Genomic DNA, 17,885 nt, shown 5'->3' on the forward strand with positions numbered 1-17,885 from the left:
CTCGCCACCAGTGAACGGGAGAAGCAACCCCCATGTCGTATGTGATCGCGCAGCCCTGCGTCGACGTCAAGGACAAAGCCTGTCTCGAAGAGTGCCCCGTCGACTGCATCTACGAGGGCGAGCGCGCCCTCTATATCCAGCCCGACGAATGCGTCGACTGCGGCGCCTGCGAGCCGGTGTGCCCCGTGGAGGCCATCTTCTACGAGGACGACGTCTCCGCGGAGTGGCAGGTCTACATCCAGGCCAACGCTGAGTTCTTCACCGAGCTCGGGTCGCCCGGCGGCGCCTCGAAGCTGGGTCTGATCGAGCACGACCACGCCTTGGTCGCCGCGCAGCCCCAGCAGACCCCGGCCTGAGAGGGAATCGTGAGCATGACTGTCCCATCCCCCTGGCTCAAGCGCATCGGAGGGCCTGCCCAGGCCGAGGGCGGCACGCCCGAGTTGGTGTGCTTCCCGCACTCCGGGGGCGCCGCGAGCTGGTACCGGCCCCTCGCCGCCGAGCTCGGCGACGACATCCTGACCGTCGCAGTGCAGTACCCGGGCCGACAGGAACGGCACGACGAGCCGGCCATCACCGATCTGCACGAGCTGGCCAACCGTACCGCCGAGGCGCTCGGCAACGCCGACACCGGCGTGCCGCGGATCTTCTTCGGCCACAGCATGGGCGCCATCCTCGCCTACGAGGTCGCTCAGCGGCTCGGCGAGCGGGGTCCGGCGGCGCTGCTCGCCTCGGGCCGCCCTGCCCCCGACCGCGTCCGGCTGACCACTTCGTACCTCCTCGACGACGCAGCGCTGGCCGAGCAGATCTCCTGGCTCGGCGGCACCACGAAGGAGCTGCTCGACGACCCCGAGATGCGCTCGCTACTGCTGCCGGTGATCCGCAGCGACTACCGGGCGAGCGAGACCTACCGCCCCCGGCCGGGCTGCGGTCCGCTGGGCTGTTCCCTGATCGCACTGGGCGGCGATGGGGACCCCGTCGCGCCGCTCGACGACGTCCAGGCCTGGTCCCGCCACACGACCGGCCCGTTCCGCCTGGAGCTTCTGCCGGGCGGCCACTTCTACCTGCTGGACCACTGGGCGGCCATCGCCGGCCTCGTACGGGCCTGCGTTCGACCGCTGACAGCGGTGCCTGGGATCCTGCCCGGATGAGCGACATGAACCCCCCGAGCCCCGCCGAGCGCGTGGAGCCGTTCCGCCTGGACATCGCGGAAGCCGATCTGGACGATCTGCGCCGGCGGCTGGACCGCACCCGCTGGCCCGACGAACTGCCCGGCGCGGGCTGGGACTACGGGGTGCCGCTCGCGCATCTCCAGGAGCTCACCCGGTACTGGCGGCACGACTACGACTGGCGTGCCGCCGAGGCCCGGCTCAACGAGTGGCCGCAGTACACCACCGTGATCGACGGCGCGCACGTCCACTTCGCGCACATCCGCTCTCCCGAACCGGATGCCACGCCCCTGTTGATGACCCATGGCTGGCCGGGCTCCCTGGTCGAGTTCACCCACGTCGCGGGGCCCCTCACCGACCCGGCGCGGTACGGCGGGGACCCCGCCGACGCCTTCCACCTGGTGCTGCCGAGCATTCCGGGCTTCGGCCTGTCGGGTCCCACCCGTGAACGCGGCTGGGAACTGCGCAGGGTGACCGCGGCCTTCGCCGAACTCATGCGCCGGCTCGGCCATGCACGCTACGGGGTGCAGGGCGGGGACTGGGGCGCCGCGATCTCCCGCGAACTGGGCCGTACGCGCCCCGAGGTGATCGGCGTCCATCTGAACCTTCTGCCCAACGGCTACATGGCGCACGACCCCGGCGACCTCTCCGGGCTCTCACCGCAGGAGGCCGAGAACGCCCGCCGGTCCTGGGCCCGCTTCCAGGCCTGGGTACGCGACCGGCAGGGGTACGCGGACATCCAGTCCACCCGGCCGCAGACCCTGGCGTACGGCCTGACCGACTCGCCGGTCGGCCAACTCGCCTGGATCGCCGAGAAGTTCCATGAGTGGGCCGAACACCCCGTGGACCGTGACCTCCTGCTCACCAACGTCATGCTGTACTGGCTGACCGCCACGGCGGGTTCCTCGGCGCGCATCTACTACGAGCGCGCGCACGCGGACTACTGGGGCACCCCGCCCGAACCCTCCACGGCACCGACCGCCGTCGCCCACTTCCCCCACGACAACTTTGTCCTCCTGAAGCACATCGCGCAGGAGACGAACAACGTCGTCCAGTGGACGGATCACGACCGCGGTGGCCATTTCCCTGCGCTGGAGACGCCGGACCTGCTCGTCGACGACATCCGGAGGTTCTTCCGCACCCTGCGCCTCAGAGTGGATCGTGACTGAGCGTCAGCTCGCATCGCCGGGCCTTCCTCGCGCCGGGCCTCCACGGTCACCGCATGGTCACTCCTCGCTGTCTCCGGGGTGGCAAGCGGCTTGTTCCTGGTCCGCAAGGAACTTGAGAACGTCGCGGATCACACTCAGTTGACGCCGTCGCAGCTCCTCGCCCTCCGGCCCGTCCACAACGACGTACCGGACATGAACAGAGGGCGGGGCTCCCCATCTGCCGCGCCCCAGCGAAGGTGCCTGCTGCGCACGCCCTGCATTCGCCATGCCACCCAGCTTCTCCCTGGCACGCGGGTGTTCCTCGATGCCGGCCGAACTCGTGAAAGGAGTCACCAGGGGGCGGTACCCTCCCCCACCACAGCCCGGCCACCGACGATCAGGACGTCTGCCTGCTCGGACGATGTATCGGCAACGCGCAGCCGCAGGGCGCCCGCGAAGGCGCCGCGGCGCCCGGTCCTCCTACGCCACCGCCTGTCCCGCGCCCGCGATCTCCGTCACACCCGTCCCGGGCGCGTGCTTCTCGAACTGCGTCCGGTGCAGCTCGGCGTAGCGCCCGTCCGCCGCGAGCAGTTCCTCATGCGTACCACGCTCCACGATCCGTCCGGCTTCGACGACGAGGATCACGTCGGCGGCCCGGACCGTCGACAGCCGGTGGGCGATGACGACGGCGGTCCGCCCCTCCAGGGCCTCCGCGAGTGCCTCCTGGACGGCCGCTTCCGAGGTGTTGTCCAGGTGGGCCGTGGCCTCGTCGAGTATGACGACGCGCTGGCGGGCCAGCAGCAGTCGGGCGATGGTCATGCGCTGGCGTTCGCCGCCTGAGAGCCGGTAGCCGCGCTCGCCGACCACGGTGTCGAGGCCGTCGGGCAGGGAGCGTACGAGGTCTTCGAGGCGGGCGCGGCGCAGCACGTCCCACAGTTCGTCCTCGGTGGCCCCGGGCCGGGCGAGCAGCAGGTTCTCGCGTACGGAGTCGTGGAAGAGGTGCCCGTCCTGCGTGACCATGCCGAGGGTGGCCCGCATCGACTCGGCGCTCAGTTCGCGTACGTCGACGCCGCCGATGCGGACGGCTCCCGCGTCGGTGTCGTACAGCCGCGGCAGCAGCTGCGCGATGGTCGACTTCCCGGCGCCGGACGAGCCGACCAGGGCGACGGTCTGGCCGGGTTCGGCGCGGAAGCTGATGCCGTGGAGGACCTCGGCGCCGCCGCGGGTGTCCAGGGCGGCGACCTCCTCCAGCGAGGCCAGGGAGACCTTGTCGGCGGACGGGTAGCCGAAGCGGACGTCCTCGAACTCCACGGCGACCGGTCCCTCCGGCACGGCGCGGGCGTCCGGCTTCTCCTCGATCAGCGGCTTGAGGTCGAGCACTTCGAAGACACGCTCAAAGCTGACGAGGGCGCTCATGACCTCGACGCGCGCCCCCGCAAGTGACGTGAGCGGCGCGTAGAGACGGGTCAGCAGCAGCGCAAGGGACACGACGGCGCCCGGCTGCAGGGTGCCGCGCAGCGCGAACCAGCCGCCGAGCCCGTAGACGAGCGCGAGCGCCAGGGCGGAGACCAGCGTCAGGGCGGTGATGAACGCCGACTGCGCCATCGCCGTACGCACCCCGATGTCCCGCACCCGCCGGGCCCGCGCCGCGAACTCGGCGGACTCGTCCTCGGGCCGTCCGAAGAGCTTGACCAGGGTGGCGCCGGGCGCCGAGAACCGCTCGGTCATCCGGGTCCCCATCGACGCGTTGAGGTTGGCGGCCTCGCGCTGCAGCTTCGCCATCCGACTGCCCATCCGCCGCGCGGGGATCACGAACACCGGCAACAGCACCAGTGCGAGCAGCGTGATCTGCCAGGACAGGGTGAGCATCACGGCGAGGGTGAGCAGCAGGGTCACCAGGTTGCTGACGACTCCGGAGAGGGTGTTGCTGAAGGCGCGCTGCGCTCCGATCACGTCGTTGTTCAGACGACTGACGAGCGCACCCGTACGCGTACGTGTGAAGAACGCGACCGGCATGCGCTGCACATGATCGAACACGGCCGTCCGCAGATCGAGGATGAGTCCCTCGCCGAGCGTCGACGACAACCAGCGGCCGAGGATCCCGAACGCCGCCTCGGCAAGCGCGATGAGGGCGATGAGCGTGGCAAGGCGTACGACGGTGCTCTGGTCACCGCGGGACACGATGGCGTCGACGACGCGCCCCGCGAGCACCGGGGTGGCGACGGCGAGCAGCGCGGTCGCCACGCTGAGCAGCACGAACTGCCAGATACGGCGGCGGTGCGGTCGGGCGAAGGCGCCGATGCGCCGCAGCGTCGCGCGGGCGAAGGGGCGGCGCTCCTGCTGCGCGTTCATGACGCTGTGCAGCTGCATCCAGGCTGTGCTCTCCATGCTCATGAGAGAGACGGTATGACCTCAAGCTCTCTTGAGGTCAAGGGAGACCTCGATCACGGCTCCGGGACTGATTTCGGCCCGTAGGCTGAGGACCGCACTCCGCTCGGGTCGGTCCCTGCTGTGCCGGCAGGACAGGGCAGGGTCCTCGCGCACCCGATCGGGACGCAGGCCGGGCAAGCAGCCCGGCGATCCGGGCACCACCTTGCGCCGGTCGACGATCCGGACGAGCGGATCGCCATTCCGGCCCCGTCTGCCTGCGCCGACTGTGAGAACCCGCTGATCGGGGTGCCGGTGTCCGTGGTGCGCCGCCGTCGGTCTTCGACCTGGCCGAGCCGCCCTCGCCGCGGGTCATCGAGTACGCCGCCGACATCAACCGCTGCCCCCGGAGACGGGGTTCGGCTCGGGCCGGACCTGCTTGCGGCGCCGACGGCTGGATCGGTGGCCGCCGCGGCGCTGCGAGCCGTCGTCGGGGCCCCGGTCACGGAAACGCCGTGACCGGGGCCCCGCATCAGCCACCGCGGAGGGCGCCGACCGCCGCTAGTTCCGGTACCGGAACACGATCCGGCCGCGCGTCAGGTCGTACGGCGGGAGCTCCACCAGCACCCGGTCCTCCAGCATGATCTTGATGTAGTTCTTGCGGATCTTCCCGCTGATGTGCGCGAGCACCTGGTGGCCGTTCTCGAGCTCCACGGTGAACATGGCGCTGCGCAGGCACTCGACGACCTTGCCCTCGACCTCGATGACGTTCTTGTGCTTCGTCATCGCACCAGCTCCAGGTTGCTGCTCATCGGCCGGGCGCCGATGCCCTCGAACAGCGCCGAGGCCGCCTGGTTGGACTCGTGGACCTCGGTCCAGGCCGCGGCGAACCCAAAGCGGTGCAACGTCCCCAGCGCGTGGCCCAGCAGCGCCCGCGCGATGCCGCGGCGCTGCTCGCCGGCCCGGACCGCGACCAGCCCGATGCGCGGCCGTTTCACCGTCACCACCCGGATCAGACCCAGGTAGCGGTCCGGCGCCGCGGCCACCGCGTACTTCGACGGGTCGACGATGGTGTCGCCCTCGGGGCGGGGAATCACCTCCGCGGGCATCGACTGCCACCCGACACCCGCCTCGACTTCGTCACGGATCGCGCGGTCCACCGCCCGCAGCAGACTCTCGTCCGCCCGGCCGGCGGGCACGATCGTCACACCCGAAGGCGGCAGGACTGCTTCGAGCCCTGTGACCCGCGGGTCGGTCGGCACGACGTACTCCCACTCGCGGCGCCGGATCGCGAAACCGGCCCGCCGCCAGCCGGCCGTCAGCTCGACGTCGGCTTCGTCGACCACCGTGTACAGCGGCGCCGGCAGTTCCGCCAGCATCGCCTCGGCGAGCCGGTCGAAGGTGGCGTCGTGCCAGGCGTCGATGCTGATGAACAAGCGTCCGTCGGGCCGGTGCTCCGCATGCCCGCGGCCGACCACCAGGTCGTCGTCCAGCGCATGCCATTGCCTGTCCGCGACGCGCGTGATCACCACCGCGCTCTCGCCCAGGCCGGATGTGAAAGGCTTCGTGTTCATCGGAGTCTCCTTCCAGGAGTGCCTCGATCTCAGGCGCTCCTGGCGACACCGAACGTCAGCCGCCGGACCGTGACGGGTTGAGGGAGCACCCACGGGTAACTGTGTTCACGGGGCTCACCTCCATACGGCGACTTCACGGTCCACCACGAACGTAGCAGCGGGACGCCGCCTCGCTCAAACCCTTTCCCATGAGCTCGTGACGCGATCACGATCCGGCCTGTTCGAGGGGGCCCGCTCGCTCGGAGCCGACAACAGACGACAACGGACCGTGGCTTCCGGGACCGTGCACAGAGCTCAGACGCTCATCCGCTCGTCCGTTCGTCCGTGGCCGAGTGACCACCGCCGTACGAGGCGACCAGTGCGTCGGCAACGGCCGCCGCGTCTGCGTCGGCCACCTCCGCCGGGTACTCCGGCAGGAGGTCGTCCCACACGGGCATCCACGACCCATACAGCTGGGCCTGCCCCTCGGGCCGGGCGAAGAACCAGATGTGCAGGTGCGCGGCCCCGTCCCCGATCCGGTAGACATGGGCTCGGGAGATATGCGCCAGTGCCTGCACATGGCGCACGATGTGAGTGGTGAGCACCCCCAGTTCGGCGGCCATCCCGTCGGGCAGATCCGCCATGTCGTAGTGGTCGCGGGAGTACAGCATCAGCACCAGCGGCACACCGACGCCCGTCACCCGGACCAGTCGCCAGCGTTCGTCGAACCAGATGCCTTCGTCCCGGGCACGGCACACGTCACAGTTCGCCGGGTCCTCGCCGTGCCGTTCCGGTTCGGGCAGAACGGGCGGACGCAGCGGCGCGACGCGAAGTCCTTCAGGCTCGAACGGGCTTATGTCCCAACTGGTCATCCGCGCCAGCGGAAGCCGAAGCCCACCGTCCGCGGCCGCACGTGCGTGGTCGTAGAACTCATCAGGTCGCAAGGCCATGATCGGAGACTAACGTGGCGCGCAGGTGCCTTGACGGGTCAATGTGATCAGCCGTCAAGCGGGCCTGCCGCTCGTCGAGGCGCACCCGTTCTCCGGGGGCGTCGCCGACCACCCGGGCCGAGCAGGCGAGAACCCCGTCCCGTGCGCGCACACTCGCAGCGGGCCGCTCCGGTCACGGCACGGCGGACTCCCCCGGACCCGGAGTTCAGGTTGCACGCGAACTTTTCCCAACTTCCCTGTGTCGGAGCGTCGTTGATCGGCACAATGGTGGTCGTGTCACGCTATGACTACATGGAGTTCACTCTCGACGACGGTTCGCGTGTCCGTGTCGAGCTGTCGGCGGCGGGCGAGGGGGCGACGCCCCCGGAGGGCGGTACCGACCTGCCGGAAGGCATAGCCGGAGTGACTCCGGTGGGGCGCGGGGCGCGTGTCGAGGCGCTGGCCACGGAGGCGCTGCGGACCGTGCTGAGCCCACTGGGCCCCGTGCTGCAGCAGGTGCACGACTCGGTACGGGGCATCCCCGACCCGCCGCACGAGATCTCCGTCGACTTCGGGATACAGATCGGCCAGGACCTGAAGATCGGCATCGTCGGCGCCAACGGCCAGGCCAGCATGACCATCTCGGCCATGTGGCGGCTGTCCCGCGGGACCGGGGCGTGACCTGGTTCGCAGTGTCGCAGGACGGGCGTGTCCCGGATGCCCGCGGTGCGCTCGTCCGAGTGATGTCGAAGGACCTGGCGCGCACGGCCGGCGCGGGCGTGTACCTCTCCGGCCGGTCCCTGCTGACCTGCGCGCACGTTGTCAACGCGGCCCTTGGGCTGCGTGCGCTCAGCACCCACCACCCCGGCGGCGTCGTGCTCGACGTCGCATTCCCGGTACTGTCCGCCACGCGCACCTGGCGGGCACGGCTCGTGGCCTGGGTACCTCCGCGCTCCCAGCGGTACGGACCGGTGGCGGACGGCTCACTGGAGTGGGACGGCGACCTGGCCGTCCTCGAACTGGACGAAGAGCCCCCACCGCCTGTGAGCCCGCTCCGCTGGCTGGAGATGACGAGCGGCCAGGAGGTCAGGGCCTGGTACGGGGGCGGGCAGCCGTTCTCGTACGTCGACGTCCGGGTCGCCGCGTACGAGGGCGGCATCGGCTACCTCGACGGACAGCTGTCGGGCGCGGCCATCGGCGAGGGGTACAGCGGGGGGCCGCTGTGGTCGGTGGTCGACAGTGCCGTCGTGGGCCTGGTCATGGGCCGGATCGCCGCACCGGACGCGGCCTTCTCACCGCAGCACACCGTGCGGCGGAGCTGGGGCCTCAGCTGGCAGTCGGTCCTGGCGGAGTTACGCCAGACGGGGGCGGTGCCCGAGGCGCGGCTGGAGGCCCTGTGGGCGAAACCCGCCGTCCTCGACGTGGACGAGTCGGTGCGCGACATGATGGTCGGCCCCTTGCACATCCTGCTCGGCGACCCCAGGGCCCGCGCCGCGCACGCCACCGCGCTCGCCGCCCAACTCGGCCTGCACGCGCCGGTCGACGGTACCTCCCCCTCCGTGGAGGAGCTGGCGCAGCTGCTCAGCGGCACGGAGCGGGCGCTGCCCACGCTGGCCGAGTCGCTGGCCCCCAAGGTGGCCGACGACCCGCGCGGTCGCTCCGAACTCGACCGGCTGCTGGCCCTGGGCCAGCTCACCGACGCGGCCCGGCTGCTGTCGGTCGCCGAACATCGCGTTCTGGTCGGCAAGGTGGAGCACCTCGTCAAGCACGACCCGGGTCTCCTGCACCGCGCCGCGAACGCCGCCCTGCCCTACCTCGAACTGCCCCCGTCCCTCCAGATGTCCCGGCTGGCCCCGTCCGTCGTGCCCGGTGTGCTGAGGGAGCTGGAGACATGGCACGGCGACGGTTCATCGGTACCCGAAGAGACACCTCGGCTGCCCGCCCTGCTGCGCCTGGTCGAGTACGTGGCCGCCGAGACCGGTGGACTTGCCTGCCAGGCGCTGCAGGAGTGGAGCCGGCGGGTCGCCGCCCGACTCGGCGTGCACCCGTCGGCACTGCACGAGCGGCGCGCCGATGCCGAGCGGTGGTCACGGCGCGCCACCCCGGCGGGCGGCCGGATCCTCGTGGAACTCGACCGGTACTCCAAGGATCCCGCCGACCACTACCGCTGCTCGGTCTGGCGGCTGCGGCCCGACGGCACCGCCGCACGCGTCGTGACGGGTTCCGACCGGCCCCGCACCGGTCGGGAGATCGCACGGCTGATCCGCGAGGTCGCCGGCGGTACCGACGACACGGGTGGCGGGGTGGCACTGGTCGCCGTGTCCGTGCCACCGGACGGGCTGGAGCTCCCGGTGGACGAGTGGGACGGGGCCGGCGCCGACGAGGTCATCCCCGCCCCGCTCGGTGAGGACTTCCACCTCGTACTGCGCTGCCCGAAGCTGCGGATGCGGTCCAAGACCGGCACCACCGACCTCAAGCGGCGGTGGAAGGCACGTACGCAGAGCCCGCCGCTCCTGGCCGACCACACGGTCGGCGGGCGGGCGGGGCTGATCGGGCTGCTGAAGACAACCTACCGGGACAGCGCGCGCGTCTTCGTGAAAGGGGGTGCCGAGCATCGCCGCGAGCTCCTTCCCATCTGCCTCCTGATGGGTGTCCCTATCGTGCTGTGGGATCGTGAAGACCGCGGAGACCGCGGAGACCGCGGAGTCGGTGGAGTCGGTGGCTCTGGCGGAGCGCTCCGCCTCGATGCCATGGTGCCGGAGGGGCCGGTCAATGAACTCCCGGAGCGACTCCGGCACTTCAGGGTCCGCGCCTATGCGTACGGCGTGGGATCCGAGCGCCCCGCACTGGTGTGGGAGGACGCCGAACTGCTGTTGCCCGACGAACTCCAGCTCGCCGACCCCTCCGAAGGAACGGAGCAGACGACATGACGCACGACGACGGGTGGCGGCTGTTCCGCGGCGACCGCGTGGCCCGGCAGGTGGCCTTCCCCGAGGCCCCGCCGTGGCGGCAGTTCACCGGCGGCCCGGACTCCGGAACCCGGCTCCGCCCGTACCTCATCGGGCGCACCGAGGCCGACGTGGTGAGCGCCGCCCTGCATCTGCGCCGCCCGCTGCTGGTCACCGGGCACCCGGGCACGGGCAAGTCCTCCCTCGCACACGCCATCGCCCATGAGCTCACGCTGGGGGCGGTGCTCCAGTGGCCCGTCAACAGCCGCTCGGTCCTCAAGGACGCCCTCTACGGCTACGACGCCATCGGCCGACTCCGCGAGACCCATCTGCGCAAGGAACAGGGCGACGCCGAGCCCGACATCGGCACCTTCATCCGGCTCGGCCCCCTGGGCACGGCCCTCGTACCGCGCGACCAGCCGCGGGTCCTGCTGGTGGACGAGCTGGACAAGGGCGATGTGGACCTGCCCAACGACCTGCTCACCGTCTTCGAGGAGGGCGAGTTCGAGATACCCGAGCTGTCCCGGCTGCCCGAGGCGCAGTCCGAGGTCTCGGTCCTCACCCACGGCTCGGGCACTGAGCGTGTCACCGTGACCCGGGGCCTCGTCCGCTGCCGGGAGTTCCCCGTCGTGGTGATCACCAGCAACGGCGAACGTGACTTTCCGCCGGCCTTCATGCGCCGCTGCGTACGACTGGACCTGCCCGACCCGGACGAGGCGCGGCTGCGCGACATCGTGGCCGCACACCTCGGTGAGGAGGCCCTGGACGGCGTGGACGACCTCCTCCACGCCTTCCTCAACCGACGGGCGCCCGGTGAGCTGGCCACGGATCAGCTGCTCAACGCCGTGTTCCTGCGCAAGGGCGGCGTCGACCTGGATGCGGCCGGCCTGCTCGACGCCGTACTGCACCGGCTCGGCGGGGCGGTCTGAATGCCGCCCGACGGCACGGGTCCGCACGGGCCGCCGGAGTCGAGTGCCGGCGCCGAGCCCCCGCCGTCGGCGCTCAGCAGGCTGGCGCAGCTCACCGGGTACGACCTGTCCATCCACGAGCTGCTCGACGCCGTCTGGCTGGCGGCACGGCTTCCTGCGGACTCCGGCACACCGCTCGCGCGGTCCCTGCCGGGGGCCTTCGACCACCTCCCGCAGTCAGGAACCGGGCACGGAACCGGCACACCTGAGGACCCGTCGGCTGCCGGTCCCACGCCGGGCTCCTCCCAGGCACCGTTCCCCCCGCCCCAACCACCGCCTCCCGCCACGCTGCTCGGCGCCCTGCACGCCGCGGCTGCGGCTCGCAGCGCGCCCGAGTTCGCGGAGCTGGGGACGGATCACCGAGCAGCCGCTCACGAGGGAGCGATGCCCGTACTCGTCCCCGAGGAGAAGGCACTCGGAGAGGACGAACTGCGATTCGGACGCGCGCTGCGCTCGCTGAAGCAGCCGCGACCCGACCCGTTCAAGACCGAGTTCGACGAGGAAGCCACCACCGTGGCGCTGGTCGAAACCGGGCTGCCGGACATGGTGACGCGGCCGGCGAGGCAGCGCTGGCTGAACCTTGTCCTGCTCATCGACGACGGCATCTCGATGCTGCTCTGGCAGCGCCTGGCGACGGAACTGCGTGCCCTGTTGGTAAGGCTGGGTGCCTTCCGCGACATCCGCGTGCACGGCCTCGACACCCGTTCGGCACGGGCGCCGCTGCTGCGGGCCCGTCCCTTCGCCCCGCACACCCCGGTCCTGTCGCCGGCCTCGGTCATCGACCCTTCGGGCCGCACCCTGGTACTGGTGATCAGCGACGGAGTCGGAGTCTGCTGGCGGGACGGACGGATGACGAAGGCCCTGGAGCGCTGGGCGCGTCAGGGACCGACCGCGATCATGCACACCCTGCCCGCCCATCTGTGGGACGGTTCGGGAATCCGCTCGGAGCCCTGGCTCGTGACGAGCAGGCGGCGGGGAGCGGCGAACCATACCTGGGAGGTGACCGACCCGCTGCTGCCCCCGGGGCTCGGCGAGGACTTCACCGGCGTACCGGTCCCTGTGCTGGAGCCGTACCCTCCGGCCGTCGCCGCCTGGGCACGGCTCGTCGCGTCGCCGGGTGCGAGCGCGGAGCTGCCCCTGCTCAAGCCGTCGCACACCAGGGGGCCGCGCAGCACGGCCGGAACCCGCGGCCGGGACGCGCCGAGCGCCGTGCTGCGGTTCCGGGACGCCGCGTCACCGGAGGCGTACCGGCTGGCCGCCCACCTCGCCGCGGTGTCACCGCTCACCGTGCCTGTGATGCGGCTCGTCCAGGCAGCCGTCCCCTGGCGCGCCGACACCGCCCATCTGGCCGAGGTGTTCCTCGGCGGTCTGATACGCCAGATCGAGTCGGCCGACGATCAGCTGCCGGCACAGCACCGGCGGTTCGGTTTCGCCCGGGACGCCCAGGAGATCCTGCTCGACACGGCGTCCCCGATCGACCTGCTGCGCACGACCCGAGCCGTCACCGACCGGCTGCGCACACTCGTGGGCCGCTCACCCGACTTCCCCGCCTGGCTCGCCCATCCCTCGGGCACCGGCGAACTGCTGCCCGGAACAAGGCCGTTCGCATGGCTGGAGGACCGCCTCCTCAGCCATCTGGGCGCCCGGCCGATGGCGCGGCCGCCCGAGCGGGTCGTCGAGTACGAGGAAGTGCGCCTTCCGGCAGGGCTCGAGACGTCGCCGAGCTGGCTCCCGCTGCGCCTTCAGGACCTGCACGTGCTGGGCCCGTACACGCTCCTGCGGCGCGGCGGATCGGGCGGGAAACCCACGGCCTACATCGGCGAGGACGAAGAAGGGCGGCAGGTACTGCTGCGCGTGTCCTCGTCATTCGACACGCCCGTCGGCCAGGAGCTGCTGAACATAGAGCGCCATGCGCTGCGCCGCATGGACGGGGTCTACGCACCCGCCGTCGTCGGCAGCAATCTGCAGGACTCCACACCGTGGCTCGCCCTGCGGCTCGACACCCTCGCCGACGGGCGGCCGGCTCCCACACTGCGAGCCGTGCTCGACTCTGCCGGACCGCTGCCCGGCACCCCACTGTTCACCTGGCTCGGCTGGCATCTGGCACGCGCGGTGGCCCGCTGCCACCACCGGGGCATCGTGCACGGCTCGCTGACACCCGGAGCGATCCTGATCACCGAGTCGACGCTGCACATCATCAGTTGGACCTCGGCCCGCATCGACGGCGCATGGAGCGCGTCAACGGCGTCCGTACCGGCCAACTCGCCCTATCGCGCACCGGAGGTGACCTACTGGGGCGAGTCACGGATCGCGGCGGGCGACGTGTACTCCATGGGCGCCATCCTGCTGCACGCGGTGACGGGCCGTGCGTGGCGCGTCTACGGGCGAGGCGAACTGGAGCGCAGTCGGGAGTTCTCGGAACTCGACGACGGGCTGCGGGAGTTGCTGCTGCGCTGTGTCTCGACGGGGCCCGAGGACAGGCCGACCGCCCAGGAGGTGGCTGAGGCTCTGGGCGCACGTCTGCCCGGAGGTCCGGAGTGGTCGGGCGTGGAGGAGGAGACCTGGACTCCGCCCAGGACATCGGCCGGGGCCGGGCGGGACGAGGCAGACGGACCCGAGGCCGGCAGCGACGGCTGGACGCAGACCATCCGAGCGCCCCTGCAACGTCCCCTGCGCATCGCCCTCGTGGGGGTCAGGGACGGGGTCGGGTGCACCACGACGACCATGGTGCTCGGCGCGGTCCTGGCCGATCAGCGACAGGAACATGTGCTCGCCATCGACGCCGACCGGCACGCCGGCAGCCACATCCGCCTCGTCCGGCGCCTCTTCCGCAACACGCATGCGGGCCTGTCCGACCTCGCCGGCGCACTGCACGAGGTGCGCGGCTTCGAAGACCTGCAGTTGTTCCTGTCGCCGCACCGCTCAGGGCTCATGGTTCTGGCCAACAGCTCGTCGTCCTATCCCGCGCCGGGGGGCCAGTACACCGACTCCGACTTCGGCTACGTGGCCCTCGCCACGCAGCGGCACTTCGCCCTCACCCTCGTCGATGCGGACACGCCGCTGCCCGTCGTCCTGCAATACGCCGACCGCGTCGTCATCGTCTCGCGCGCAGACCCCGCCGGGCTCACCCAGGCCCAGCAGACCATGGACCGGCTGGTGTCCCTCAACCGCCCGGACCTGGTCCAGGAGGCGGTCGTCGTGCTCAACCACAGCCGCCCCGCCGCGGGCTGGAGACTCGACACCGCCGCCACACGGGCCCTGAGCTCCCGCTGCCGCGGCCTCGTCACCGTCCCCCGCGACGGTCACCTCGCCATGGGCAGCACCGTCGAACTGTCCTGGCTGACCCCTGAGGCATACAAGGCGTATCTCCGGCTCGGGGCGTTGCTGCTCGGGCCTCGGCCGATATTTCCGTGATCCTGGGTCTCCGCGGTTTCCACCAGGTCGGCACCTGCCGCCCCGTCACCACCCGGTACAGCGCTCGCGCGTTCACCACGTCCGGACGCGGGTTGAGCGGCCTGCCGATGGGCGTCGCCGCACGGCGCCCTCCGTGTGGCTCACGGCCGTGCGGGGCGGAACCGCCGACGTGGCCTGAGCGTCGAAAGGCCATGGCTGAGAGAGCTGGACACATCATCTTCGCCCTCGCACTGGCCGCGGGGGTGCTCACAGGCTGTGCCCAGGCCGACGAGGGCGCGGACGCCGTCCGGGCGACACCGTCCGGGCGGACGATCCCCTTCGACCTCTATACGCATTGCGGAATCGACGAGGCCCGTGTCGGCTCGACGTACTTCGAAGCGGAGACCCCCCTCTCCGATGGCTCGGGAAACCCGCCCGAGGGGTGGGACAACCCCACCCAGCGCGGCACGATGACGTTGAAGTCCGCGACGGAGGCCGTCTTCACCGACGATGCCGGGCATGAGGTGAAGTTCCGTGCCCGGCCCGGTGCGAGTGCTTTCAAACGCATCTGCAGTTAGCACTCCGGCTCGGGACCCGGTCCTGGGGTCTGGGTCGCGGCCTGTCGCCGGTCATGGCGGGTACGCGATCGTCCGCTCCGCGATCGTCCGGCGGTTCCTGCGAGGCGGGTAGAGAGCAGCGGCGGCTCCGGGGAGGCTGCCGGGAAGCGCACCTGCATCGCCGCCGGCATCCCGCCGAGTACCGGCCGGGATTCGGATTCGGCTGCCACGGCCGTCCGCGCCCCGGCGAGCGCGCGCACCGCCGAAGAGGCCGGAGAGAGCGCGCCGTCACGGCGGCCCGCGGGCATCCGCGGCGCCGAACCGTGCGCAACGTCTTTACGGCCGTTCAGAGTTGCATTACTTTTCGGCAAGATTCTGCAACGCCTTTCGGGCGTCGGCGTCCGGGACAGCGCCGAGGCTCCCCCCACCTCTGCCTCCTGGAGTCGCCATGTCTTCGCCCAGACCTGCCCGTACCCGGAGAGAACACCGTCTCGGCCGTCGTGCGGCGACGGTCGGCCTCGTGGTCGCGGCCGCGGTCAGCGGCCTCACGGTCCCCGCGCCCCTCGTCAGTCCCGTCGCCGCCGCCACCAGTGGCCCACTCGGCGCCCACTACGACGCGACCGGCGCGAACGTGGAGTTCCGTGTCTATTCCTCGCGCGCCACACGCGTGGCGCTGTACCTGTACCAGGAGGCGACCGGGGTCCAGGAGGCCGCGGCCCTTCCCCTCACCCAGGACTCCGGCACCGGCGTCTGGTCGGTGACCGTGCCCGTGTCCACGCTTCGCGGCCAGTACGGCATCACCGGCCCGGTCTACTACGGCTACCGGGCCTGGGGCCCCAACTGGCCCTACGACCCCGCCTGGACCAAGGGTTCGAGCGCCGGATTCATCACGGACGTGGACGCCGCCGGCAACCGGTTCGACCCCAACAAACTCCTGACCGACCCCTACGCACGGGAGCTGAGCCACGACCCCGTCACGCCCGCCCACAGCGACGCCTCCGTGTACGGCACGGGCCCGCAGTACCGGGCGCTCGACAGCGCCCCGCAGGCGCCCAAGGGCATCGTCCTGCCCGACGGCGGAGCGAGCACGGGGACCAAGCCCACCCGGGCCCTGAAGGACGACATCGTCTACGAGGTGCACGTCCGGGGCCTGACCGAGAACGACCCGTCGGTGCCCGCCGCCTACCGGGGCACCTACAAGGGCGCCGCGACGAAGGCCGCCGGCCTCGCGGCCCTCGGCGTGACCGCGGTGGAGTTCCTGCCCGTGCAGGAGACCCAGAACGACGCCAACGACGTCGACCCCGCCACCACCACCGGGGACAACTACTGGGGCTACAGCACGCTGGACTACTTCGCCCCGGACCGCCGCTACTCCTCCGACCGGAGCGCCGGCGGGCCCACCCGCGAGTTCCAGGAGATGGTGAAGGCGTTCCACGACGCCGGGATCAAGGTGTTCACCGACGTCGTCTACAACCACACCGGTGAGGGCGGCCCCTGGAACGCGAACGACAAGAACACCTACAGCCTGTTCTCCCTGCGCGGCCTGGACAACCCCACCTACTACTCGCTCACCGGCGATATGCAGGGTCCCTGGGACAACACCGGCGTCGGCGGCAACGTCAACACCTACAACCCGACCACCCGGAACCTGATCACCGACTCCCTGGCGTACTGGAAGGACACGCTCGGCGTGGACGGCTTCCGCTTCGACCTCGCGCCCGTCCTCGGCAACACCTGCCAGCACGGCTGCTTCCAGTACAGCCGCACCGACCCCGGCACCGCGCTCAACCGCATCACCGCCCTGATGCCGCCCCGCCCGGCGAACGGCGGGACGGGCACCGACTGGATCGCCGAGCCCTGGGCCCTGGGCAGCGGCACCTACCAGGTCGGCAACTTCCCCGCCGGATGGTCCGAATGGAACGACAAGTTCCGCGACACCGTACGCCGCGACCAGAACGCGATGGGCGTGGAGAACGTCACCCCGAGCGACCTGGCCACCCGGATCGCCGGCTCCTCCGACCTGTACCAGGCCGGCGGCCGCGCCCCCTGGAACTCCGTCAACTTCGTGGTCGCGCACGACGGTTTCACCCTCGCCGACCTCTACCGCTGCAACACGAAGAACAACAGCCAGAGCTGGCCCTACGGCCCGTCCGACGGCGGCTCCGACCACAACCTCTCCTGGGACCAGGGCGGGGTCGCCGCCGACCAGCGCAAGGCCGCACGCAACGGCCTGGCCCTCCTGATGCTCTCGGCCGGCACTCCGATGACGACCGGCGGCGACGAGTACCTGCGCTCCCTCAACTGCAACAACAACCCCTACAACCTGGACTCCTCCGCGAACTGGCTCACCACGTCCCTCACCGCCGACCAGAGCACCTTCCGCGCCTACGCCCAGCGCCTGTTCGCCTTCCGCAAGGCCCATCCGGCGCTGCGCCCGGCCGCCTTCTACAGCGCCTCCGACGGCAACGGCAACGGCATGGGGCAGCTCGACTGGTTCACCCCCGCCGGGAGCACCCCGGACGGCACCTACTGGGGCGACCCGAACAACCACGCCCTGGCCTGGCGCTACGACGGCACGGAACTGGGCGACCCGAGCAGCGCGATCTACGTCGGCTACAACGGCTGGTCCGGCGACGTCGACTTCACCCTTCCCTCCCCCGGCCCCGGCAAGAGCTGGTACCGCGTCACCGACACCTCCACCTGGGCCGAGGGCGCCGACCAGGTCGCCCAGCCCGGCTCGGAGAGCCTCATCGGCGGCTCCGGAACCGCCTACCGGCTGCACGGCCGGGCCGTCCTCGTCCTGATCGCCAAGTGACAGCCGCCGCTCCACCCATCCGACCGGCCGCGCCCTCGCTG

Annotated in this window: 13 protein-coding genes; 9 read left to right on the forward strand and 4 right to left on the reverse strand. The window is 71.2% G+C overall.

The window, feature by feature from the left end; translation table 11 throughout:
• The first annotated feature begins 32 nt into the window (after positions 1 to 32).
• Genes fdxA through ACZ79I_RS14145 form a run of 3 tightly spaced genes read left to right on the forward strand, consistent with a single transcriptional unit; the run spans position 33 to position 2,335 of the window.
• On the forward strand, positions 33 to 356 hold the full coding sequence (gene fdxA, locus ACZ79I_RS14135) for a ferredoxin (protein ID WP_471497475.1): 324 nt from the start codon (positions 33 to 35) through the stop codon (positions 354 to 356).
• Between the two features lie 15 nt (positions 357 to 371).
• Positions 372 to 1,148, forward strand: a complete 777-nt coding sequence (locus tag ACZ79I_RS14140) for a thioesterase II family protein (protein WP_471497477.1) — start codon at positions 372 to 374, stop codon at positions 1,146 to 1,148.
• Between the two features lie 5 nt (positions 1,149 to 1,153).
• Entirely contained in the window at positions 1,154 to 2,335 is a 1,182-nt protein-coding gene (locus tag ACZ79I_RS14145) for an epoxide hydrolase family protein (protein WP_471504946.1), read from the forward strand.
• A 459-nt stretch (positions 2,336 to 2,794) separates the two neighbouring features.
• Here ACZ79I_RS14145 and ACZ79I_RS14150 read toward each other — a convergent pair whose 3' ends face one another.
• The 4 genes from ACZ79I_RS14150 to ACZ79I_RS14165 form a co-directional block, all read right to left on the reverse strand.
• Positions 2,795 to 4,702, reverse strand: a complete 1,908-nt coding sequence (locus ACZ79I_RS14150; protein WP_471504947.1) for an ABC transporter ATP-binding protein — start codon at positions 4,700 to 4,702, stop codon at positions 2,795 to 2,797.
• Between the two features lie 540 nt (positions 4,703 to 5,242).
• Positions 5,243 to 5,467, reverse strand: coding sequence for a translation initiation factor IF-1 (gene infA / locus ACZ79I_RS14155; protein WP_069759925.1), 225 nt, complete (start codon positions 5,465 to 5,467; stop codon positions 5,243 to 5,245).
• A complete protein-coding gene (locus ACZ79I_RS14160; RefSeq protein WP_471497480.1) occupies positions 5,464 to 6,255 on the reverse strand; it encodes a GNAT family N-acetyltransferase in 792 nt (263 codons plus the stop codon). The genes infA and ACZ79I_RS14160 overlap by 4 nt, the downstream gene beginning before the upstream one ends.
• 302 nt (positions 6,256 to 6,557) lie before the next feature.
• On the reverse strand, positions 6,558 to 7,184 hold the full coding sequence (locus tag ACZ79I_RS14165; protein ID WP_471497482.1) for a hypothetical protein: 627 nt from the start codon (positions 7,182 to 7,184) through the stop codon (positions 6,558 to 6,560).
• A 273-nt stretch (positions 7,185 to 7,457) separates the two neighbouring features.
• Between ACZ79I_RS14165 and ACZ79I_RS14170 the strand changes: the two genes are divergently transcribed.
• The 6 genes from ACZ79I_RS14170 to ACZ79I_RS14195 all read left to right on the forward strand — a co-directional run bounded on the left by ACZ79I_RS14170 (position 7,458) and on the right by ACZ79I_RS14195 (position 17,844).
• Positions 7,458 to 7,844, forward strand: coding sequence for a CU044_2847 family protein (locus ACZ79I_RS14170; protein WP_471497484.1), 387 nt, complete (start codon positions 7,458 to 7,460; stop codon positions 7,842 to 7,844).
• Positions 7,841 to 10,093, forward strand: coding sequence for a VMAP-C domain-containing protein (locus ACZ79I_RS14175; RefSeq protein WP_471497486.1), 2,253 nt, complete (start codon positions 7,841 to 7,843; stop codon positions 10,091 to 10,093). The genes ACZ79I_RS14170 and ACZ79I_RS14175 overlap by 4 nt, the downstream gene beginning before the upstream one ends.
• Entirely contained in the window at positions 10,090 to 11,040 is a 951-nt protein-coding gene (locus tag ACZ79I_RS14180; RefSeq protein WP_471497488.1) for an AAA family ATPase, read from the forward strand. Before ACZ79I_RS14175 ends, ACZ79I_RS14180 begins: the two co-directional genes overlap by 4 nt.
• Positions 11,041 to 14,493 (forward strand): SAV_2336 N-terminal domain-related protein, encoded by a 3,453-nt coding sequence (locus ACZ79I_RS14185; protein WP_471497489.1) that lies wholly within the window; start codon positions 11,041 to 11,043, stop codon positions 14,491 to 14,493.
• 191 nt (positions 14,494 to 14,684) lie between these two features.
• The gene (locus ACZ79I_RS14190; protein ID WP_471497491.1) at positions 14,685 to 15,050 is read left to right on the forward strand and encodes a hypothetical protein; all 366 of its coding nucleotides are present in this window, start codon (positions 14,685 to 14,687) and stop codon (positions 15,048 to 15,050) included.
• Positions 15,051 to 15,477: 427 nt separating this feature from the next.
• On the forward strand, positions 15,478 to 17,844 hold the full coding sequence (locus ACZ79I_RS14195) for a glycogen debranching protein (RefSeq protein ID WP_471497493.1): 2,367 nt from the start codon (positions 15,478 to 15,480) through the stop codon (positions 17,842 to 17,844).
• Positions 17,845 to 17,885 lie beyond the last annotated feature (41 nt).

The organism is Streptomyces sp. PSU-S4-23, from assembly GCF_055632315.1.